This is a genomic window from Burkholderia sp. B21-005 (assembly GCF_020843965.1).
In the GTDB taxonomy this organism is placed as follows: domain Bacteria; phylum Pseudomonadota; class Gammaproteobacteria; order Burkholderiales; family Burkholderiaceae; genus Burkholderia; species Burkholderia ambifaria.
Genome location: NZ_CP086301.1, coordinates 1,670,537 through 1,691,014 on the forward strand (window position 1 = coordinate 1,670,537; position 20,478 = coordinate 1,691,014).

Below are 20,478 nucleotides of genomic sequence, written 5' to 3' on the forward strand. Positions count from 1 at the left end.
TTCTAGGAAGCCGTTTTTTTTGTCACAATGATCGAATTTCGAACATTTCGTTGCCGAAAAGGCAAAGCAAAGCGGCCCGGACGAGGGGCCCGGAGACAGAACGATGGCGGCTTTCCTGCATGGTCTTGCGCTGCGGTACTTCGTCGAAGTGGCGCGCACCGGGTCGATCAGCGACGCATCGGCGCGGCTGCACGTGGCCGTCTCGGCGATCAGCCGGCAGATCGCGAAGCTCGAGAGCGAGCTCGGCGCGCCGCTGTTCGAGCGCCGGCCGCGCGGGATGGCGCTGTCGGAGGCCGGCGAACGGCTGCTGGGCTTCGCGCAGCGCAGCCTGCTGGAGGCCGAGCACGTGATGAAGGAAATCGGCGGGCTGGAGGCGCTGCACGGCAGCCTGCTGAAGATCGCCTGCTCGGAAGGGTTCGCGATCGATTTCCTGCCGGGCGCGCTCGCGGGCTTCAAGGCGCGCCACCCGGGCGTCGACTTCTCGGTGTGGGTCGTGTCGCCGGCGGAGGCGACGCGGCGCGTGCGCGACGGCGACGCCGACATCGGGCTGACGTTCAGCCTGGCGCCGGAGCACGGCGTGCGCGTGGAACACACGGAGCGTGCGCCGGTCTTCGCGCTCGTGCGGCGCGACCATCCGCTCGCGGCGCGCGACTCGGTGTCGCTCGCCGACGTCGCGCGGCACCCGCATGTGCTGCCGGAGCCCGGCACGACGGTGCGCCAGCTGATCGACATCGCGTGCGTGCTCGACGGGCTCATGCTCGAGCCGGAACTGACCAGCAACAACACCGCCGTGATGTACCGCTATGCGCAGCGTACCGGCGCGGTGATGTTCACGGGGCTGCTGTCGGTACGCGACCGCTTCGACTCGGACGGCTTCGTCGTCGTGCCCGTCACGAACCCGCAACTGCGCGAGCGCAGCATCCAGGTGCAGACCATGGCGGGGCGCGACCTGCCCGCGTCGGTACGTGCGTTTCGCGACCATCTGGTCGACGTGATGAGCGCCGCGTCGCCCCCGCCCGTTGCCGCGCGCGGCCCGGGACGCCCGGGCATGAGATAATCGCGAATCCGCCTTCCGTGCCCGTGCGGCTCACCGAGCCGCATCGCCCCTGTTCGACGCCAAATTGAAGAACCTGATTGTCACCCTCGATCGCGCCGGCGAGTTCGACGAGATCATCGACGTGCGCACGCCGCTCGAGTTCGCCGAGGACCATATTCCCGGCGCGCTGAACGCGCCCGTGCTCAGCAACGAGGAGCGCGTGATCGTCGGCACGATGTACCGTCAGGTGTCGCCGTACGAAGCGACGCGCGTCGGCGCGGCGATGGTCGCACGCAACATCGCGCGCCATCTCGACACCACGTTCGCCGACCGTCCGCGCAACTGGCGGCCGCTGATCTACTGCTGGCGCGGCGGCAAGCGCTCGGGCTCGATGACGGCCTGGTTCAACCTGATCGGCTGGCAGGCGCGGCAGCTCGACGGCGGCTACAAGGCATACCGCCGCTCGGTGTGCGCGACGCTCGACACGCTGCCCACGCGGTTCCGCTACATCGCGCTCGTCGGCCATACGGGCTGCGGCAAGACGCGGCTCTTGAACGCGCTGCGCGACGAAGGGGCGCAGACGCTCGATCTCGAGGCGCTCGCGTGCCACCGCGGCTCGCTGCTCGGCGCATTGCCGGGCGTGCCGCAGCCCGCGCAGAAGTCGTTCGATTCGGGCCTTGTCGGAACGCTGGAGCGTTTCGACCCCGCATGGCCCGTCTTCGTCGAATCGGAAAGCCGCAAGATCGGGCTCGTGCAGTTGCCGCTCGCGCTGATGGACGCGTTTCGCGCGGGGCCATGGGTGCAGGTCGAAGCCGAGCATGACGAACGCATCGCGTTTCTGCTCGAGGACTATGCGCATCTGTTCGACGAACCGGCCGCGTTCAAGGCGCAGCTGGATCGACTGATCGGGCTGCACAGCCGGGAGGAGGTCGCGCGCTGGAACGCACTGATCGACGCGAACGCGCGCGCCGAACTGTTCCGCACGCTGATCGACAAGCATTACGATCCTGCGTATGCACGCACCTATCGTTCGTCGTACGACAAATCGAACCGCGTGCTGACGTTCACATTCCGGCCGAATGCGGCCGACGTGCGCCAGCAGGCGCGCGCGCTGCTCGACGCACTCGCGCGCTCCGGGCTCCCGGCGTCGCCCGTCGCCGGCGACGCAGCAGGATCCGACACCGACACAAACCAATCGACCACCACACGATGACGACCACACGCACCCAACCCAATCCGGCGCTCGGCTGGATGACCTTCCTGCTGATCGCAGTCGCGGGACTGTTCTACGTGAAATGGTTCCCGTACTACAACAAGGCATTCGTCGCCGCCGAGCATCATTCGATCGGCCAGTCGATCCTGATGGGCACGTCGGCGACCGCGCCCGAGCCGTCGCTGAAGGCGGCGCTCGACTACGCATGGGCATACGGCAAGGCGATCTGGCAGGCGATGGTGCTCGGCTTGCTGCTCGGTTCGGCCGTGCAGGCGCTGCTGCCCGCGCACTGGGTTGCACGCGTGCTCGGTCGCACGGGCTTCGGCAGTGTCGCCGCGGGCGGCCTGCTGTCGCTGCCCGGCATGATGTGCACGTGCTGCGCGGCACCGGTCGTCGCCGGCCTGCGCGCGCGGCATGCGTCGCCGGGCGGCGCGGTCGCGTTCTGGCTCGGCAACACGGTGCTGAATCCGGCCGCGCTGGTGTTCATGGGCTTCGTGCTCGGCTGGCACTGGAGCGCGCTGCGGCTCGTGCTCGGCATTGCGATGGTGTTCGGGATCGGCTATCTGCTGAACCGCATCGCGCGTCCCGAGGACCGCGGCATCGACGACGCGCAACTCGCTGCGCTGGTGGCCGGGCAGGCCGCGGCCGGCAATCCGTTCGTCCGCTGGATCAAGCTGCTCGCGCGCATGGCCGTGCGGCTCGTGCCCGAATACATCGTGCTCGTGCTGCTGCTCGGCGCGGCGCGCGCATGGCTGTTCCCGCATATCGGCCCGGACATCGGCAACCATCTCGGCTGGATCATCGCGTTCGCGGTCGCGGGCACGTTGTTCGTGATCCCGACGGCCGGTGAGGTGCCGATCATCCAGGCGATGCTGTCGCTCGGCATGGGCGTCGGCCCGGCCGCCGCGCTGCTGATGACGCTGCCGCCGATCAGCGTGCCGTCGCTCGCGATGCTCGCGCGTTCGTTCAAGCCGTACATGCTGGCGATCGTCACGGCCCTCGTCGTCGTGTTCGGGATCGCGAGCGGGCTGCTCGCGATCGCGTTCGGGTTCTGACGGCGACGCACGGGACGGCCAGCCGGCGCGCATGCCCGGCAGCCGGCGACCGGGCCTGCGGGATGGCCGCTGCGCCGCGCGCAGACCGATCCCGTCGCTTGATCGTCGTATTCATCCGGCGCCGCCGCTTCACGCGTGCGGCGCCCTTTACAAGAAGCAAACAGGAAAACGCATGACCCAACCGAAGATTCATCCTCGACTCGAAAAGGCGCTGACGCGCGGCGATCTCGCGATCCGCCAGGCCAATTCCGCGCGGGCGACTGCCGTGCTGAACGCGCTCGGCACGATGATCATCGAGGCCTCCGCCACGATCGGCGTCGAGGCCAGCATCGAGATTCCGCAGGGCGACCGCATTTACGATCCGGTGAACGGCCTGTGGCCGCAGAAGATGCTGGTGTCGTTCGACGGCCCGGTCGACGAAGCCGACGCGGAAGAGCTGCGTGCGGTCTATCTGATCGCTGACGATCCGGGTACGCAATTCCGCGTCGAATGGCATCGTGCGGACGGCAAGCTCGGTCGCCAGGAAGGCGGCCCGCTGGCGACCGTCGCATTCCTGACCGACGTCGAGATTCCGTGGAGCGATGACGACGAGTAACGTCGTCTCAAAGTCTTCGCATCGGGCCGGCGCCGCGCGCGCCGGCCGTCAGCGCATCATCCGCCGCCGGAACAGCCACGCGCAGACCACGAATCCGCCCACCGCATAGCCGGCGAGCACCGCGAGATGCAGGCCGACGTCCGTCGCCGGCCGGCCGAGCATCGCGGGCCGGATCAGTTCGACCGCGTTCGCGAGCGGCAGCACGTGCGCCGCGCGCTGCGCGATCGGCGGCAGCTGCGTGATCGGGAAGAACACGCCCGACAGCAGCAGCATCGGCGTCAGCACGAGCGTCTGATAGAACATGAAGAAGTCGTAGGACGGCGCGAGCGCCGTGACGATCATCGCGGTGCTCGCGAACGCGAGGCCGGCGAGCGCGATCACGGGCAGCGCCGCGAGCATCGACGGAAAGTGCGCATAGCCGAGCAGGCCCGCGACGAGCATGATCGCGACGCCCGACAACAGCGCCTTGCTCGCACCCCAGACAATCTCGCCGAGCACGATGTCGCCCAGCGAGAGCGGCGTGTGCATGATCGCTTCCCAGGTGCGCTGCACGTGCATCCGCGAGAAGCCCGAATACATCGACTCGAAGCTCGCGGACATCATCACGCTCGAACCGACCGTGCCGGCGGCGAGGAACGCGATATACGACACGCCGTCGACGTGGCCGAGCATCAGGCCGAGCCCGAACCCCAGCCCGAACAGGTAGATCATCGGATCGGCGAGATTGCCGAACAGTGAGGCGAGCGCGAGCTTGCGCCACACGAGGTAGTTGCGCCGCCATACGGCGATCCAGTTGGTCGCGTTCGCGGGCAGTGCGATCGCGAAGCGTGACTCGCGTGGCGGCGCGGACGGCGCGGCGGCGGAATAGTTGCGTGCGTCCATGATCGATCAGTCCTGCATTTCGCGGCCCGTGAGCCGCAGGAACACGTCTTCCAGATTGGCCGGACGATGCAGATAGCGCAACCCCGTGCGCCCCTTGAGTCGCGCACTGAGCGGCTCGGGATCGGTCACGTAGCAGAACAGCGTTTCGCCGCTGATCTCGGTGTGCTTCGCGAACGGCGCCAGCTCGTCGCGCAATGCGACCGGGTCGGGCCCGTAGATCTCGATCACGTCGCAGCCGATCTCGGACTCGATCAGCGCATGCGGCGCGCCTTCGGTGATCTTGCGGCCTTCCTCGATCACGCACAGCCGGTCGCACAGGCGTTCGGCTTCCTCCATGAAATGCGTGGTGATCAGGATCGTCTTGCCGCGCGCGAGCAGCGAGCGCAACCGCTCCCACATCAGGTGCCGCGCCTGCGGATCGAGGCCCGTCGTCGGCTCGTCGAGCACCAGCACGTCGGGATCGTTGACGAGCGCACGGGCGAGCGTCAGACGCCGCTTCATCCCGCCCGACAGCTCGCCCACCTTTGCATCGGCCTTGTTTTCCAGCTTCGCGAATTCGAGCAGCGGCTGCACGAGCGCGCGCGCAGCCTGCGCCGACATCCCGAAATAGCGGCTGAACACGAGCAGGTTTTCGCGGACCGTGAAGTCCGGATCGAGGTTGTCGAACTGCGGGACGACACCGACGCGCCGGCGCGCATGCCGCGCGCGTGTCGGAACCGGTTCGCCGCACAGTGAAATGGCGCCCGCATCGGGATAGACGAGGCCGAGCAGCATCTTCAGCGTCGTGGTCTTGCCGGCGCCGTTCGGCCCGAGCAGGCCGTAGCATTCGCCGGCCTGCACGTGGAAGGAGAGGTCGTTGACGACGAGCTTGTCGCCATAGCGCTTTTCAACGTTCCGGAAATCGATCGGTGCAACGGACATGGGCAGGTTGTCGTTGTAAGCGGGCGCGGACGCGTTTCGCGGCCAGCCCGCGGGGCGTGCCGGCCGGCGAACGGATCGGGCGAATGCGTGTCACATGAGCATGACCGGGGCGAACGCACGTCGAGGGCACGAACGGGCCATTCTAGTGCATCGGCTGCGTCTCTTCAGCGCATGCCGGCGCGGCACGGTGCATGGGCGCACGGATCGTGCACCGCATCATCGCCGACGCTCCCCGCGTGGCGAATCAGCGTTTTCCATCCCTTGCGTCCTGAATTGCGGCGCACCATGATGAGTGCATAGGGCACGTAGTCGCGATAGGGAGGTTTCATGGCTAGCTACAACAAGATTCTGCTGTGCTACGACGGCACGCTCGAGGGACGCAAGGCATTGCGGTGCGGTGCCAATCTTGCGCTGGACCTGAAGGCGGAAACGCATTTGCTGTCGGTTGTCGACATGCGCTCGAGCATCGCGCAAAGCGCGGGGTTGCTGACCGACGTCGCGTGCGGCCGCTTCGAGGAAACCGCGCGCGAGATCCTGCAGGAAGGCGTGAACTGGCTGCGCGAGCGCGGCGTTCAGGCGGAAGGCCATTTCGCGTTCGGCTATCCGATCGACGAAATCGCGAATCTCGCGACGGAGTTGAAGGCCGACCTCGTCGTCGTCGGCCATCGGTGCCGCAGCGGGTTGTCGAGATGGTGGATGGGGTCGGGCAACACACAGCTGCTCGATCGCGTGAACTGCAGCATTCTGGTCGCGTGTTCGTCGGCCGAAGAGCAAAAGGCCGAGATGGCGCGCGAACGCGAAGCGGCCACCGCGAACGGCAAGTAACGCAGTGATCGCGTGAACGGCCGGATTGCCGGCGGTTCACGCGCGGTCGCGCGCAGTGCTGCAACAGCGGCATCGACCGCGACCGCCACTGCGATTGCTCAGGCGTGCAGGTCGATCGCGGACAGCTTCCACGAGAACAGGCCGAAGCGGCGGAAGACCGCCGCATAGCGCGTGCCGTCGGCGCTGCGCTGGTAGGTCACGACGAATTCATCGATATTCCGGTAGCCGGCACTCGTTTGCTGCGGATGACCCGTATCGCTCGGGCTCGCTGGTGCGGGCGCGGGCGCCGGTGCCGGCGCAGACGCAGACGCAGCCGCAGCCGAGGCGGTGGCATTGCTGCCCGGCACGGGTGCGCTAGCCGGATTGGCCGGTGGCGCGGCCGGTGCGTTGCCGGGCGCACCGCCTGACGGCGGGCCCGACCATTCGGGGGGCCGCTCGCCCGGATTACCACGCGGCGGGATGCCGTTCATCAACGCCGCCACACCTTCCGGTGTCGCATAGGCATCGACCAGCGGGCCGATCAACGCAGATCCGATCAGCGCGCCAATCACCGCGAACGGATTGTCCTTCTTCACCGCGTCGATCCGGCGCATCAACTCTTCCGTGACCTGCTGCTTCAGGCTGATGCGCAGCGACGGAAAGTCGACATATTCGCTGACCGCTTGCGCATCGCGCGCGTCGATCGCCGATTTCAGGCGACCTAGCGCGACGTACGGCGACGCGTAGGCATAGCCGACCGCCGCCAGGACGGCGACGGCCAGCACGACAATCAGCAAGGGCTTGAGCCGCCACGCGCGGCCCGACGATCCAGTCACGATGCCTCCGGTGCGGACAGGTTCCGCAATCAGAGACCGCCGTGCGTGGACGATCGTTCCTCGTCGATGCAGCGATCGATCATCCGGCACACGGCATCGATCGTCCCGACCATGATCAGGCGCGACCGACCGTGATAGACGCGCACCGGCGCGCGGCGCGCCGGTTCCGCGTGATTCAGGCCGGCGTTCAGCGAGACCCGCGCGAATGCGGGAAGCGCCGACGGCAGCAGCGACGCCTGCCGTTCAACTGCGACTTCTTGGCTCACCACGGGCGCGGCCGCGGACAGCGGCGCACAGGGCGTGCGGCCGCGCAGGTGACGCAGGCGACCGAATTGACGGAAAGGCAGCAAACGGGAAAGGCGTTCCATGGTGTTCTCCTCAGCGAGACCGATTGTCAGAGTTCGCCCGAGCGGATCAGCCCGACGGCGATGCCTTCCAGCGCGAATTCCGCGCTGCCGGCCTTGACGAAGATGTTTTCGTAATCCGGGTTCTCCGCGATCAACTCGAGGCCGCCGGGCCGGCGCATCAGGCGCTTGACCGTGACGTCGTCGCCCAGACGCGCGACGATGATCTGGCCGTCCTTCGCTTCCGTGCGCTTCTGCACGGCGAGGAGGTCGCCGTCGAGAATGCCGGCGTCGCGCATCGACAGGCCGCGCACCTTCAGCAGGTAGTCGGGCTTGCTCGTGAACAGCGCGGGATCGCACGCGTAATGCTGCGAGATGTGCTCCTGCGCGAGGATCGGGCTACCGGCCGCCACCCGGCCGACGAGCGGCAGCGACAGCTGCATCAGGCCGGCGTGCGGCAGCGTGAACTGGTGCGGCGCATCGTCGATGCCGAGCAGGCGAATGCCGCGCGACGCGCCGGCGGCCAGCTCGATCACGCCCTTGCGCGCCAGCGCACGGAGGTGTTCCTCGGCCGCGTTCGGCGAGCTGAAACCCAGCTCGGCCGCGATCTCGGCGCGCGTGGGCGGGAAACCGGAGCGCTCGATCGCCCGGCGAATCAAGTCGAACACTTGCTGCTGACGTGCGGTGAGTTTGGTCATGGCTTAACTGTATGGATAGACAGTGAGCTGTATTTTTATACAGTACTTCGCGAATTTCAAGTGTTACTTGAGGTTCGACGCGATCGCGCCGGTTCCGCTGCGATTTCGCGACGTCCGGACGCCGGTTTGTCTGCCGCAACCGTCCACCCAGTCTGCGTTAGCACTTTTGAGTATTAAAAAATGAAGAACGATTATTTTTAATCATGTAACCCGTTCGCTAGACTGGCCCGACATCGCAACATCGACAACACTGGAGAACCAAGGATGGCGAAGCGCAACACGGGGCTGGTGGGCGGAGCGGGCCGCCTGATCGCAACACTCGCGCTGGGCGCGGCGGCGGCGCTGGGCGTCGTGACGCATGCCCAGGCCGATACGACGTTCCTGAACGTGTCGTACGACCCGACGCGCGAGCTGTATCAGGACTTCAACCAGGCGTTCGGCAAGGAGTGGAAGGCGAAGACGGGCGAGACGGTCAACTTCAAGCAGTCGCACGGCGGCTCGGGCGCGCAGGCGCGCTCGGTGCTCGACGGCCTGCAGGCCGACGTCGTCACGCTGGCGCTCGCCTACGACATCGACGCGCTCGCCAACAAGGGGCTGGTGAACAAGGACTGGCAGAAGCGCCTGCCGGACAACGCATCGCCGTACACGTCGACGATCGTGTTCCTCGTGCGCAAGGGCAACCCGAAAGGGATCAAGGACTGGGACGACCTCACCAAGCCGGGCATCTCGATCGTCACGCCGAACCCGAAGACCTCGGGCGGCGCGCGCTGGAACTACCTGGCCGCATGGTCGTATGCCGTGCACAAGCCGGGCGGTAACGAGCAGGGCGCGAAGGAATTCGTGACGAAGCTCTACAAGAATGCAGGCGTGCTCGATTCGGGCGCGCGTGGCGCGACGACGAGCTTCGTGCAGCGCGGGATCGGCGACGTGCTGATCGCGTGGGAGAACGAGGCGTTCCTGTCGATCAAGGAATTCGGCACCGACAAGTTCGAGATCGTCGTGCCGTCGGTGAGCATCCTGGCCGAGCCGCCCGTCGCGGTGGTCGACAAGGTGGTCGACAAGAAGGGCACGCGCAAGCTGGCGGAGGCCTACCTGAATTTCCTGTATAGCCCGCAGGGCCAGGAGATCGCGGCGCGCAACTACTACCGTCCGCGTTCGAAGAACGTGCCGGCGGAGCTGACGAAGCAGTTCCCGAAGCTGAAGCTGTACACGGTCGACGACACGTTCGGCGGCTGGACGAATGCGCAGAAGACGCATTTCGCGGACGGCGGCGTGTTCGACTCGATCTACAAGCCGCAGTAACGCGAACAGTCACGCCACGCAGCAAACCCATAACGACAGCGGCGCGCCACGACAGCGCGCCGCATCCCCGACGGCCGCCGGCGCGATTCCTCGTGCCGGCGTTTGCGTCGGACCCATGAGCAGCATCGACCCAGCAAGAGCATCCGATGACGACGTACACCTTTCGCAAGCCGAGCGCGCTGCCCGGCTTCGGCGTGACGCTCGGCATCACGGTGGCCTATTTGAGCCTCGTGGTGCTGATCCCGCTCGCCGCCACGTTCCTGAAGACCGCGACGCTGTCGTGGGACCAGTTCGTCACCGCCGTCACGTCGCCGCGCGTACTCGCGTCGTATCGGCTGACGTTTTCCGCCGCCCTGGGCGGCGCCTTGATCAACGCCGTGTTCGGCTTTCTCGTCGCGTGGGTGCTGGTGCGCTACCGGTTCCCGTTCAAGCGCCTCGTCGACGCGATCGTCGATCTGCCGTTCGCATTGCCGACCTCGGTCGCGGGCATTTCGCTTGCAGCGGTCTATGCGACCAACGGCTGGGTCGGCCAGTATCTCGCGCCGTTCGGCATCAAGATCGCGTTCACGCCGGTCGGCGTGCTGGTGGCGCTGACCTTCATCGGGCTGCCGTTCGTCGTGCGCACCGTGCAGCCGGTGCTCGAGGATTTCGAGCGCGAGCAGGAGGAGGCCGCCGCGTGCCTCGGCGCATCGCGCTGGCTGACGTTCCGCCGCGTCGTGCTGCCGGCCGTGCTGCCGGCGCTGCTCACCGGCTTCGCGCTGGCGTTCGCGCGCGCGCTCGGCGAATACGGGTCGGTGATCTTCATCGCCGGCAACGTGCCGATGAAATCCGAGATCACGTCGCTGCTGATCATCACGAAGCTCGAGCAGTACGACTATGCGGGCGCGACCGCACTAGCGGTCGTGATGCTGGTCGTGTCGTTCCTGATGCTGCTCCTGATCAACACGCTGCAGTGGTATCTGCAGCGTCGTACGAGCAAGGGGGCGAGCGGCCCCGCGCCGTCGACCGCAACCATTGCCGCGACCGCCGCAGGAGGCCAGCAATGAGCCAGGAGTCCAGTGCCGTGCTGAACAACCCGTCCGCCGCGCGCGCGCGCGCCGCGAAACAGCCCGACCCCGTCAGCGAGTCGCGCGTCGTGCGCTGGCTGCTCACGGGCACCGCGCTGGCGTTCCTCGCGTTCTTCCTCGTCGTGCCGCTCGCCGCGGTGTTCTTCGAGGCGCTGCGCAAGGGCGTCGGCTTCTATCTCGAATCGCTCGCCGATCCGGACGCATGGTCGGCGATCAAGCTGACGCTGACGGTCGCCGTGATCGCGGTGCCGCTGAATCTCGTGTTCGGCGTGTGCGCGTCGTGGGCGATCGCGAAGTTCGAATTCCGCGGCAAGGCGTTGCTGACCACGCTGATCGACCTGCCGTTCTCCGTGTCGCCGGTGATCTCGGGCCTCGTCTACGTGCTGCTGTTCGGCGCGCAGGGCTGGCTCGGGCCGTGGCTGCAGGACCACGACGTGCAGATCATCTTCGCGGTGCCGGGCATCGTGCTCGCGACGATCTTCGTCACGTTCCCGTTCGTCGCGCGCGAGCTGATCCCGCTGATGCAGGCGCAGGGCACCGACGAGGAAGAGGCCGCGCGCGTGCTCGGCGCGTCGGGCTGGCAGATCTTCCGGCGCGTGACGCTGCCGAACGTGAAGTGGGGCCTGCTGTATGGCGTGATCCTGTGCAATGCGCGCGCGATGGGCGAGTTCGGTGCGGTGTCGGTCGTGTCCGGCCACATTCGCGGCGTAACCGACACGATGCCGCTGCACGTCGAGATCCTGTACAACGAATACAACTTCGCGGCGGCGTTCGCCGTGGCGTCGGTGCTGGCGCTGCTCGCGCTCGTCACGCTCGCGCTGAAGCTGCTCGCCGAGCGTCATCTCGCCGCCGAACTGGCCGGCGCACGCGATGACGTTCCCGCTCATGCCGGCCCCGTCGCCGCCATTTCGTCGAAATCGTAAAGAGGCAACCAGAATGGGTATCACTGTCCGTCACCTTCAGAAGCGCTTCGGCGATTTCACCGCCCTCGACAACGTGTCGCTCGACTTCCCCGCGGGCGAGCTCGTCGCGCTGCTCGGGCCGTCCGGCTGCGGCAAGACCACGCTGCTGCGCGTGATCGCGGGCCTCGAGCACGCGGACGCCGGCCAGGTCGTGCTGCAGGGGCTCGACGTCGCGTCGGTCGGCGCGCGCGATCGCCAGGTCGGCTTCGTGTTCCAGCATTACGCGCTGTTTCGCCACATGACCGTATTCGAGAACGTCGCGTTCGGGCTGCGCGTGAAGCCGCGCCGCGAGCGGCCGTCGGAAGCCGTGATCCGCGAGAAGGTGCACGAGCTGCTGAAGCTCGTGCAGCTCGACTGGCTCGCGCAGCGCTATCCGTCCGAGCTGTCGGGCGGCCAGCGCCAGCGGATCGCGCTCGCCCGCGCGCTCGCGGTCGAGCCGAAGGTGCTGCTGCTCGACGAGCCGTTCGGCGCGCTCGACGCGAAGGTGCGCAAGGAACTGCGCGGCTGGCTGCGGCGCCTGCACGACGATCTGCACATCTCGACGATCTTCGTCACGCACGACCAGGAAGAGGCGCTGGAAGTGGCCGACCGGATCGTCGTGCTGAACCGCGGGCACGTGGAGCAGGTCGGCAGCCCGCAGGACGTCTATGATCATCCGCAAAGCGCGTTCGTCTACGAATTCCTCGGCGCGGCGAACCGCCTGCCGGGCACGGTCGCCGGCCGTGGCTTCGTCGCCGAGGGCGCGGCGGCGCCGATCGCGGTCGATGCCGATTTCGCGGGCCCCGCGAACGCGTATGTGCGGCCGCACGACCTGCAGCTGTGGCCGGCCGGCGACGGTCATCGCGACGGCATCGCGGTGGACGTGCGCCGCGTGATCCCGCTCGGCGGCTCGGTGCGGGTCGAACTCGAGGCGCGCACGGGCGGCGCGCTCGAAGCGGAACTCGATCGCGACGCGTGGCGTGCGCTCGCGCTGCAGGTCGGCGACGGCGCGACGGCCGTGCCGCGCGCGGTCCGGGTATTTCCCGCACACTGACGTCCGAACCCGGTAAAGAGAAGAGGGCGGATACCGCTCCGGAGTGACATTCAAACAACGACAGCCTAAGAGGCATACCCATGAATTTTCAGCAATTGCGTTTCGTGCGCGAAGCCGTGCGTCAGAACATGAACCTGACGGAAGTCGCGAACGTGCTGTACACGTCGCAGTCGGGCGTGTCGAAGCAGATCAAGGATCTCGAGGACGAACTGGGCGTCGACATCTTCATCCGGCGCGGCAAGCGGCTCACGGGGCTCACGGAGCCCGGCAAGGCCGTGCACCAGCTGATCGAGCGGATGCTGCTCGACGCAGAGAACCTGCGCCGCGTTGCGCGCCAGTTCGCGGACCAGGACAGCGGCCACCTCGTCGTCGCGACCACGCACACGCAGGCGCGCTACGCACTGCCGAAGGTGATCCGGCAGTTCACCGACGTGTTCCCGAAGGTGCATCTCGCGCTGCGCCAGGGCAGCCCGCAGCAGATCGCGCAGATGATCCTGAACGGCGAAGCCGATCTCGGTATCTCGACCGAGGCGCTCGACCGCTATCCGGACATCGTGACGTTCCCGTGCTATTCGTGGCACCACACGGTCGTCGTGCCGAAGGGGCATCCGCTCGTCGGCCGCGAGAACCTGACGCTCGACGAAATCGCCGAGTACCCGATCATCACGTATGACCAGGACTTCACGGGCCGCTCGCACATCGACCAGGCGTTCACGCAGGCCGGCGCGGTGCCCGATGTCGTGCTGACCGCGATCGACGCGGACGTGATCAAGACCTACGTCGAGCTCGGAATGGGGATCGGCGTCGTCGCGGCGATGGCCTTCGATCCGCAGCGCGACACCGGGCTCGTCGCGCTCGACACGCAGCACCTGTTCGAGGCGAGCACGACGCGTGTCGGGCTGCGCAAGGGCGCGTTCCTGCGCGCGTATGCGTACCGGCTGATCGAGATGTTCGCGCCGCAGCTGAACGAAGCGGAAATCGCCGCGCAGCTGCGCGAAACGGTCTAACGGTGGGGCGATGTCCGGGGGCGCGGCAAGCGCCCGCCGGACGTGCTGCGCGATGGCTGTCATGACGGCGGTTTCGCGTCGTCATGGCACCGTGTGCCCACGCATCGAACCTGCGATCGACGTCTTCGCTGACAATCCGGCTTGCCGCGAGCGGCGACCGTCACATATGCGCCGATTAAACAGAACAACAAGACGGCACATTCGAATGCCTTGCTCGACCCTCTCGAGCGGGCCACTTTCACAAAGATATGATTTAATCCGCCGGAGCGCGGGTCGGCAAACCGCGTCGGCGCTGCTGCGCGGGCCGTTGCCGCTGGCGGCTCGGGCCTGCAGCGGCCAGCGCAACGCATCGCATCGCGCTGAATGAAATCGGAACAGCGCACACGTGGAAAACGCAAAGCGAATTCGATGGTCAAGCCGGATTCGACGAAGGCCGATCATTGAACCGAAAGCGGTTTCCTTCGCGATCGCGACGAAGCGGCGCCGCGGCCCCCGCTGTAACGCGCCGCAATCGGCACGCGTAATCGCGTGCTCCGAATAAACCCTTAAATATTGATCAGACGGGTTGCGCGTCGAACCGAAACGGTACAGCATAGCTTTCACTCCGCCGGCGTCCCGCCGGCGGTGGCGCGTCGACGACAGCGCGCGCCAGGCAGTCGGCCGTCTGCCCCGCTTCCATTCCTTGGTACCGACAAGCAGCATCGATGGCCAGTGTTCGGGTAGTGTGGCGCAAACGTTTGCTCGCATTAAAACAACACCAGACAACAATCCGGCCCAGCGGGCCAGTCGCCAGGAGATGTGTATGAATGTCCTCTTTCGCCGTCGCTTCCTGACCGCCGCGCTTGCCGCCGTTGCGGTCGCCGCCGCACCGGCCGTCCATGCGCAAGCGCCGGGCAAGCCGAAGGTCGCGCTCGTGATGAAGTCGCTCGCCAACGAGTTCTTCCTGACGATGGAAACCGGCGCGAAGGAATACCAGAAGCACAACGCCAGCCAGTTCGACCTGATCACGAACGGCATCAAGGACGAGACCGACACCGCGAACCAGATCCGCATCGTCGAGCAGATGATCGTGTCGAAGGTCGACGCGATCGTGCTCGCGCCGGCTGATTCGAAGGCGCTCGTGCCGGTCGTGAAGAAGGCGGTCGATGCGGGCATCATCGTCGTGAACATCGACAACCGGCTCGATCCGGACGTGCTGAAGTCGAAGAACCTCAACGTGCCGTTCGTCGGCCCCGACAACCGCAAGGGCGCGCGCAAGATCGGCGACTACCTCGCGAAGCGGCTGAAGGCGGGCGACCAGGTCGGCATCCTCGAAGGCGTGTCGACGACGACCAACGCGCAGCAGCGCACGGCCGGCTTCCAGGATGCGATGAAGGCGGGCGGGATGAAGGTCGTGTCGGTGCAATCAGGCGAATGGGAGATCGACAAGGGCAATGCGGTTGCGTCCGCGATGCTCAACGAATACCCGAACCTGCGGGCGCTGCTGTGCGGCAACGACAACATGGCGATCGGCGCGGTGTCGGCCGTGCGGGCCGCGGGCAAGCAGGGCAAGGTGTTCGTGGTCGGCTACGACAACATCAACGCGATCAAGCCGATGCTGAAGGACGGCCGCGTGCTCGCGACCGCCGACCAGTACGCGGCGAAGCAGGCCGTGTTCGGCATCGACACGGCGCTCAAGGCGATTGCCGAGCATCGCAAGCAGGCCGACATGACCGGTGTGGTCGAGACGCCGGTGGATCTCGTGACGAAGTAACGCTGCCCCGACGCGGCCGCCACGCTCAAGAATCCGGGCCGGCGGCCGTTATATGGAGTGAGCGCGATCACGGCCACTGCATGCACATGCACTTGTGAGCGTCATACCCGCGCGTCGCGTGCGCGCGGCCGCAATCAGGATCGCGATGGAACCGACCTTCCAACCCTCCCGTTCAGCCGTTCCCGTGCTGTCCGTCTCCGGCGTGGGCAAGACCTACGCCGAACCGGTGCTCGCCGACGTCACGCTGACGCTCGCGTCGGGCGAGGCGCTCGCGCTGACGGGTGAGAACGGCGCAGGAAAGAGCACACTGTCGAAGATCATCGGCGGGCTCGTCGACCCGACGACCGGCACGATGCAGCTCGGCGGCCAGGCCTATGCGCCGGCGAGCCGCACGCAGGCCGAGGCACTCGGCGTGCGCATGGTGATGCAGGAGCTGAACCTGCTGCCGACGCTGACGATCGCCGAAAACCTGTTTCTGAACCGTCTGCCGCGACGCTTCGGCATCATCGACCGCGCGCGGCTGCATGACGACGCGCAGGCGGCGATGGCGCGTGTCGGGCTCGACGCGGTCGACCCCGACACGCCGGTTGGTGCGCTCGGCATCGGCCACCAGCAGATGGTCGAGATCGCGCGCAACCTGATCGGCGACTGCCGCGTGCTGATCCTCGACGAGCCGACCGCGATGCTGACCGCGCGCGAGGTCGAGCTGCTGTTCGAGCAGATCGACCGGTTGAAGGCGCACGGCGTGGCGATCGTCTACATCTCGCACCGGCTCGAGGAGCTCGCGCGCGTCGCCGAGCGCGTCGCGGTGCTGCGCGACGGCCGTCTCGTGCACGTCGGCGACATGGCCGCGACGACGTCCGACGGGCTCGTCACGCTGATGGTCGGACGCGAGATCGGCGAGCACATCGATCTCGGCCCGCGCCGGATCGGCGCGCCGCGACTCGCCGTGTCGGGCATGACGCGCGGCACGGCCGTGCAGGACGTGTCGCTCGAAGTGCGCTCGGGCGAAATCTTCGGCATCTCGGGGCTGATCGGCGCGGGGCGCACTGAATTGCTGCGGCTGATCTACGGCGCGGATACGCCGGATGCCGGGATGATCGCGGTGGGTGATCCGCTGAAGCCGGCGCGCATCGGATCGCCCGTCGATGCGGTGCGGCACGGCATCGCGCTGATCACCGAGGACCGCAAGGGCGAAGGGCTGCTGCTGTCGCAGTCGGTCACGTCGAACGTGTCGCTCGGCCAGCTCGAGCGGCTCGCGCGCGGCGGCATCGTCGATACGGCGCGCGAAACGGCGCTGGCCGAGCAACAGATCGACGCGTTGCGGATTCGCACACACGGCGCCGCGCAGGCGGTTGGTGAGCTGTCGGGCGGCAACCAGCAGAAGGTCGTGATCGGCCGCTGGCTCGCGCGCGACATGGGCGTGCTGCTGTTCGACGAGCCGACCCGCGGGATCGACGTCGGCGCCAAGTTCGAGATCTACACGCTGATGGGCGCGCTTGCGCGCGAGGGCCGCGCGCTGGTGGTCGTCTCGAGCGACCTGCGCGAGCTGATGCTGATCTGCGACCGGATCGGCGTGATGTCGGCCGGCCGCATGACCGCCGTGTTCGAACGCGGCAACTGGACCCAGGATGCGCTGCTGGCCGCGGCGTTCGCCGGCTTCGGCCGCGAAGCGCTGCCGGAAGGCACGCGCCCTCAGGATGCGCAAGCGGCGCCGCGTGCGGCGTCCGGCACTTCGACGACAGGACGACAGCAATGACCCAGCCTCCCGTATCCCCGAGCGACGCAGGCGCGCAGCAGGACGTGACGGGGCGCCGCGCGCGCACGCTGTCCGGCACGCGGCTCGGCCTGTCGAACTATCTCGGGCTCGCCGGTGCGCTCGCCGCGATGATCGCGCTGTTTTCGGTGCTGAGCTCGCATTTCCTGACCTACGATACGTTCAGTACGATCGCGAACCAGATCCCCGATCTCGTCGTGATGTCGGTCGGGATGACCTTCGTGCTGATCATCGCCGGCATCGACCTGTCGGTCGGCTCGGTGCTCGCGTTGGCCGCGTCGATGGTCAGCGTGGCCGCGCTGAAATGGCAGTGGGGGCCGCTGCCGGCCGCGCTGATCGGGATCGCGGTCGCGACCGTGACCGGCTCGCTGACCGGCGCGATCACGGTGGGCTGGCGGATTCCGTCGTTCATCGTGTCGCTGGGCGTGCTCGAGGCCGCGCGCGGCGTCGCCTACCAACTGACGAATTCGCGCACGGCGTACATCGGCGACGCGTTCGATTTCCTGTCGAACCCGATCGCGCTCGGCATCTCGCCGGCGTTCCTGATCGCGGTCGCGGTGATGATCGCGGCACAGTTCGTGCTCACGCGTACCGTGTTCGGGCGCTATCTCGTCGGGATCGGCACGAACGAGGAGGCCGTGCGGCTCGCCGGGGTTAACCCGCGGCCGTATAAAATCCTCGTATTCGCATTGATGGGCGCGCTCGCGGGGCTCGCGTCGCTGTTCCAGATCTCGCGGCTCGAGGCCGCCGACCCGAACGCGGGCGCGGGCCTCGAACTGCAGGTGATCGCGGCCGTCGTGATCGGCGGCACGAGCCTGATGGGCGGGCGCGGCTCGGTGATCAGCACGTTCTTCGGCGTGTTGATCATCTCCGTGCTGGCCGCGGGCCTGGCGCAGATCGGCGCGAACGAGCCGACCAAACGGATCATCACCGGGGCGGTGATCGTGGTGGCGGTCGTGCTCGATACGTATCGCAGCCGGCGCGCGCGCGCCCGGTAAGAACTACACAGAAAGCAGACCAGAGAGAAACGGGAAATGGCGACGATCAAGGATGTGGCGGCCATGGCGGGCGTGTCGTTTACGACCGTCTCGCACGTGGTGAACAATTCGCGGCCGGTGTCCGCGGACGTGCGTGCGAAGGTCGAGGGCGCAATCCGTGAGCTGAATTACGTGCCGTCGGCCGTGGCGCGCTCGCTCAAGGCGCGTTCGACGGCGACCATCGGACTCGTCGTGCCGAACAGTACGAATCCGTACTTCGCGGAGCTTGCGCGCGGCATCGAGGATCAGTGCGCGGCCAACGGCTATTGCGTGTTCTTCTGCAACTCGGACGACGATCCCGTGAAGCAGCGCAACTACTTGCGCGTGCTGCAGGAAAAGCGCATCGACGGGCTGATCGTCGCATCGGCCGGCGAGGACGCGGTGCTCGCGCAGACGCTCGCGCACGCGCATGCGCCGCTCGTCGTCGTCGACCGCAACATCGAGGGGCTCGCGGCCGACCTCGTGCAGATCGATCACGAACGCGGCGCGTACCTGGCGACGCGTCACCTGCTCGAACTCGGGCACGCGAAGATCGGCTGCATCACCGGGCCGACCGACACGGCCGTCAGCGCGATGCGCGTGCACGGCTTCATCCGCGCGATGGCCGAGCGCGGGATCGACATCGTGCCGGGCGCGATCGCGGAAAGCGATTTCTCGTGCCTCGGCGGCTATCACGCGGCGTCGCGGCTGTTCGAGTCGGTGCATCCGAGCGCGATTTTCGCGGGCAACGACCTGATGGGCGTCGGTGCGCTGCGCGCGGCGGCCGAGCGCGGGTTGCGCGTGCCGGACGACTGCTCGATCATCGGTTTCGACGACATCGAATTTTCCCGCTACACGTATCCGGCGCTGTCGACGGTCGGCCAGTCGGTGCGCGCGCTCGGCGAAATGGCCGCGCAGACGCTGATCGAGCGGATCGGCGGCGGATCGACGGCTGCGCCGAGCCGTCGTCGCGTCGTGTCGCCGCGCCTCGTGCTGCGCGAATCGACGGCGATCTACCGCGAGCCGGCCACGCCCGGCGCTCGCGCATGACGGCGCGCACCGCGGGCGCCGGCCGCGTGACGGTGGTCGGCAGCCTCAACATGGATCTCGTCGTGCGGGCGCCACGGCTGCCGCTGCCGGGCGAAACGCTCGCCGGCCATGCGTACGCGCAGGCGGCGGGCGGCAAGGGCGGCAACCAGGCCGTCGCGGCCGCGCGGCTCGGCGCGCAGGTCACGATGATCGGCTGTGTCGGCGCGGACGCGCACGGCGCCGCGCTGCGGACGGGCCTCGAGGCCGAAGGCATCGATTGCGCGCGGCTCGCGACGAGCGCGGCGGCGTCGACCGGTGTCGCGCTGATCGTCGTCGACGACGCGAGCCAGAACACGATCGTGATCGTCGCGGGCGGCAACGGCGAAGTCACGCCCGAGACGGTGGCGCGGCACGAGGCCGCGCTGGCCGCGACCGACGTGCTGATCTGCCAGCTCGAGACGCCGCCGGACGCCGTGTTCGCGGCGCTGTCGGCCGGACGACGGCTCGGCCGCATCGTGGTGCTCAATCCGGCACCGGCTGTCGCGCCGCTGCCGGACGGCTGGCTGCCGCTGGTCGATTACCTGATCCCGAACGAAGTCGAGGCCGCCGCGCTGACCGGGCTGCCGGTGCGCGACCCGGCCGAGGCGGAAGCCGCGGCGCGTACGCTGCAGGCGGGCGGCGCGCGCAACGTGCTGATCACGCTCGGCGCGCGCGGTGTGTTCGCGCTGACGGCCGACGGCGCGGCGCGCCACTATCCGGCGCCCGTCGTGCAGGCGATCGACACGACCGCGGCCGGCGATACCTTCATCGGCGGTTTCGCCGCGCGGCTCGCCGCGGGCGAGGACGTCGACACCGCGATCCGCTTCGCGCAACGCGCGGCGGCGCTGTCGGTCACGCGTGCGGGCGCGCAGCCGTCGATTCCCACCCTCGCCGAACTGGCCGAATAGGGCCAGGGCGCGCATCGTGGCCGGCGCCTGCGACAGCAGGCGGCCGGCCCTCTCTTCCTGGTCGGCCGGAACCCGACGTTCGCTCCGTCATTTCACGGCACGGGCCAGCGTGTTTCGCACCTATTATTCAGCTATATGTAATAAACCGATCAATTGCGGAGAAAATTGACGTCAATACCATCAAGTTGTGCGGCGAACGGT

The 20,478-nt window shown here is 67.6% G+C and carries 22 protein-coding genes; 15 read left to right on the top strand and 7 right to left on the bottom strand.

Annotated features, from left to right (window positions below):
- Window positions 1–103: 103 nt before the first annotated feature.
- The 4 genes from LMA02_RS07940 to LMA02_RS07955 all read left to right on the top strand — a co-directional run bounded on the left by LMA02_RS07940 (window position 104) and on the right by LMA02_RS07955 (window position 3,899).
- Window positions 104–1,057 (top strand): LysR family transcriptional regulator, encoded by a 954-nt coding sequence (locus LMA02_RS07940; RefSeq protein ID WP_228907538.1) that lies wholly within the window; start codon window positions 104–106, stop codon window positions 1,055–1,057.
- Between the two features lie 64 nt (window positions 1,058–1,121).
- Window positions 1,122–2,249 (top strand): tRNA 2-selenouridine(34) synthase MnmH, encoded by a 1,128-nt coding sequence (gene mnmH / locus LMA02_RS07945; RefSeq protein ID WP_228907539.1) that lies wholly within the window; start codon window positions 1,122–1,124, stop codon window positions 2,247–2,249.
- The gene (locus LMA02_RS07950) at window positions 2,246–3,304 is read left to right on the top strand and encodes a permease (protein WP_228907540.1); all 1,059 of its coding nucleotides are present in this window, start codon (window positions 2,246–2,248) and stop codon (window positions 3,302–3,304) included. Before mnmH ends, LMA02_RS07950 begins: the two co-directional genes overlap by 4 nt.
- A 172-nt stretch (window positions 3,305–3,476) precedes the next feature.
- Window positions 3,477–3,899, top strand: coding sequence for a hypothetical protein (locus LMA02_RS07955; RefSeq protein WP_006759454.1), 423 nt, complete (start codon window positions 3,477–3,479; stop codon window positions 3,897–3,899).
- A gap of 48 nt (window positions 3,900–3,947) precedes the next feature.
- On the opposite strand, the gene LMA02_RS07960 is transcribed toward LMA02_RS07955, so the two are convergent.
- The 3 genes from LMA02_RS07960 to LMA02_RS07970 all read right to left on the bottom strand — a co-directional run bounded on the left by LMA02_RS07960 (window position 3,948) and on the right by LMA02_RS07970 (window position 6,031).
- Window positions 3,948–4,781, bottom strand: a complete 834-nt coding sequence (locus LMA02_RS07960) for an ABC transporter permease (protein ID WP_228907541.1) — start codon at window positions 4,779–4,781, stop codon at window positions 3,948–3,950.
- Window positions 4,782–4,787: 6 nt separating this feature from the next.
- Window positions 4,788–5,702, bottom strand: a complete 915-nt coding sequence (gene nodI, locus LMA02_RS07965) for a nodulation factor ABC transporter ATP-binding protein NodI (protein WP_006759456.1) — start codon at window positions 5,700–5,702, stop codon at window positions 4,788–4,790.
- A 164-nt stretch (window positions 5,703–5,866) separates the two neighbouring features.
- On the bottom strand, window positions 5,867–6,031 hold the full coding sequence (locus LMA02_RS07970) for a hypothetical protein (protein ID WP_228907542.1): 165 nt from the start codon (window positions 6,029–6,031) through the stop codon (window positions 5,867–5,869).
- On the opposite strand from LMA02_RS07970, the gene LMA02_RS07975 reads away from it, so the two are divergent.
- Window positions 6,030–6,527 carry a universal stress protein gene (locus LMA02_RS07975; protein ID WP_006754652.1) on the top strand — a complete coding sequence of 166 codons (498 nt, stop codon included), beginning with the start codon at window positions 6,030–6,032 and terminating at the stop codon, window positions 6,525–6,527. The genes LMA02_RS07970 and LMA02_RS07975 overlap by 2 nt on opposite strands.
- Window positions 6,528–6,625: 98 nt before the next feature.
- On the opposite strand, the gene LMA02_RS07980 is transcribed toward LMA02_RS07975, so the two are convergent.
- Genes LMA02_RS07980 through lexA form a run of 3 tightly spaced genes read right to left on the bottom strand, consistent with a single transcriptional unit; the run spans window position 6,626 to window position 8,384 of the window.
- A complete protein-coding gene (locus LMA02_RS07980; protein ID WP_228907543.1) occupies window positions 6,626–7,342 on the bottom strand; it encodes a DUF2939 domain-containing protein in 717 nt (238 codons plus the stop codon).
- Between the two features lie 29 nt (window positions 7,343–7,371).
- Entirely contained in the window at window positions 7,372–7,710 is a 339-nt protein-coding gene (locus tag LMA02_RS07985; protein ID WP_228907544.1) for a hypothetical protein, read from the bottom strand.
- A gap of 26 nt (window positions 7,711–7,736) precedes the next feature.
- Window positions 7,737–8,384 carry a transcriptional repressor LexA gene (gene lexA, locus LMA02_RS07990; RefSeq protein WP_006754655.1) on the bottom strand — a complete coding sequence of 216 codons (648 nt, stop codon included), beginning with the start codon at window positions 8,382–8,384 and terminating at the stop codon, window positions 7,737–7,739.
- A gap of 264 nt (window positions 8,385–8,648) precedes the next feature.
- Between lexA and LMA02_RS07995 the strand changes: the two genes are divergently transcribed.
- From LMA02_RS07995 to LMA02_RS08015, 5 genes are all read left to right on the top strand, one after another.
- The gene (locus LMA02_RS07995) at window positions 8,649–9,686 is read left to right on the top strand and encodes a sulfate ABC transporter substrate-binding protein (protein ID WP_006754656.1); all 1,038 of its coding nucleotides are present in this window, start codon (window positions 8,649–8,651) and stop codon (window positions 9,684–9,686) included.
- Between the two features lie 146 nt (window positions 9,687–9,832).
- The gene (cysT, locus tag LMA02_RS08000; RefSeq protein WP_228907545.1) at window positions 9,833–10,732 is read left to right on the top strand and encodes a sulfate ABC transporter permease subunit CysT; all 900 of its coding nucleotides are present in this window, start codon (window positions 9,833–9,835) and stop codon (window positions 10,730–10,732) included.
- Window positions 10,729–11,676 carry a sulfate ABC transporter permease subunit CysW gene (cysW, locus tag LMA02_RS08005; RefSeq protein WP_228907546.1) on the top strand — a complete coding sequence of 316 codons (948 nt, stop codon included), beginning with the start codon at window positions 10,729–10,731 and terminating at the stop codon, window positions 11,674–11,676. Before cysT ends, cysW begins: the two co-directional genes overlap by 4 nt.
- Window positions 11,677–11,689: 13 nt before the next feature.
- Complete coding sequence (locus tag LMA02_RS08010; protein WP_228907547.1) at window positions 11,690–12,748, top strand: sulfate/molybdate ABC transporter ATP-binding protein; 1,059 nt, start codon at window positions 11,690–11,692, stop codon at window positions 12,746–12,748.
- 80 nt (window positions 12,749–12,828) lie between these two features.
- On the top strand, window positions 12,829–13,755 hold the full coding sequence (locus tag LMA02_RS08015; protein WP_006755334.1) for a CysB family HTH-type transcriptional regulator: 927 nt from the start codon (window positions 12,829–12,831) through the stop codon (window positions 13,753–13,755).
- An 81-nt stretch (window positions 13,756–13,836) separates the two neighbouring features.
- On the opposite strand, the gene LMA02_RS08020 is transcribed toward LMA02_RS08015, so the two are convergent.
- The gene (locus LMA02_RS08020) at window positions 13,837–14,349 is read right to left on the bottom strand and encodes a hypothetical protein (protein ID WP_228907548.1); all 513 of its coding nucleotides are present in this window, start codon (window positions 14,347–14,349) and stop codon (window positions 13,837–13,839) included.
- A 208-nt stretch (window positions 14,350–14,557) separates the two neighbouring features.
- Here LMA02_RS08020 and LMA02_RS08025 point away from each other — a divergent pair, with 208 nt between their 5' ends.
- The 5 genes from LMA02_RS08025 (at window position 14,558) to rbsK (ending at window position 20,277) form a co-directional block, all read left to right on the top strand.
- Window positions 14,558–15,508 (top strand): sugar ABC transporter substrate-binding protein, encoded by a 951-nt coding sequence (locus tag LMA02_RS08025; RefSeq protein ID WP_105788973.1) that lies wholly within the window; start codon window positions 14,558–14,560, stop codon window positions 15,506–15,508.
- Window positions 15,509–15,653: 145 nt separating this feature from the next.
- The gene (locus LMA02_RS08030) at window positions 15,654–17,267 is read left to right on the top strand and encodes a sugar ABC transporter ATP-binding protein (protein WP_228907549.1); all 1,614 of its coding nucleotides are present in this window, start codon (window positions 15,654–15,656) and stop codon (window positions 17,265–17,267) included.
- Complete coding sequence (locus LMA02_RS08035; protein ID WP_166725348.1) at window positions 17,264–18,283, top strand: ABC transporter permease; 1,020 nt, start codon at window positions 17,264–17,266, stop codon at window positions 18,281–18,283. Before LMA02_RS08030 ends, LMA02_RS08035 begins: the two co-directional genes overlap by 4 nt.
- Before the next feature lie 36 nt (window positions 18,284–18,319).
- A complete protein-coding gene (locus tag LMA02_RS08040) occupies window positions 18,320–19,351 on the top strand; it encodes a LacI family DNA-binding transcriptional regulator (RefSeq protein ID WP_105834349.1) in 1,032 nt (343 codons plus the stop codon).
- The gene (gene rbsK, locus LMA02_RS08045; RefSeq protein WP_228907550.1) at window positions 19,348–20,277 is read left to right on the top strand and encodes a ribokinase; all 930 of its coding nucleotides are present in this window, start codon (window positions 19,348–19,350) and stop codon (window positions 20,275–20,277) included. The genes LMA02_RS08040 and rbsK overlap by 4 nt, the downstream gene beginning before the upstream one ends.
- Window positions 20,278–20,478: the final 201 nt, after the last annotated feature.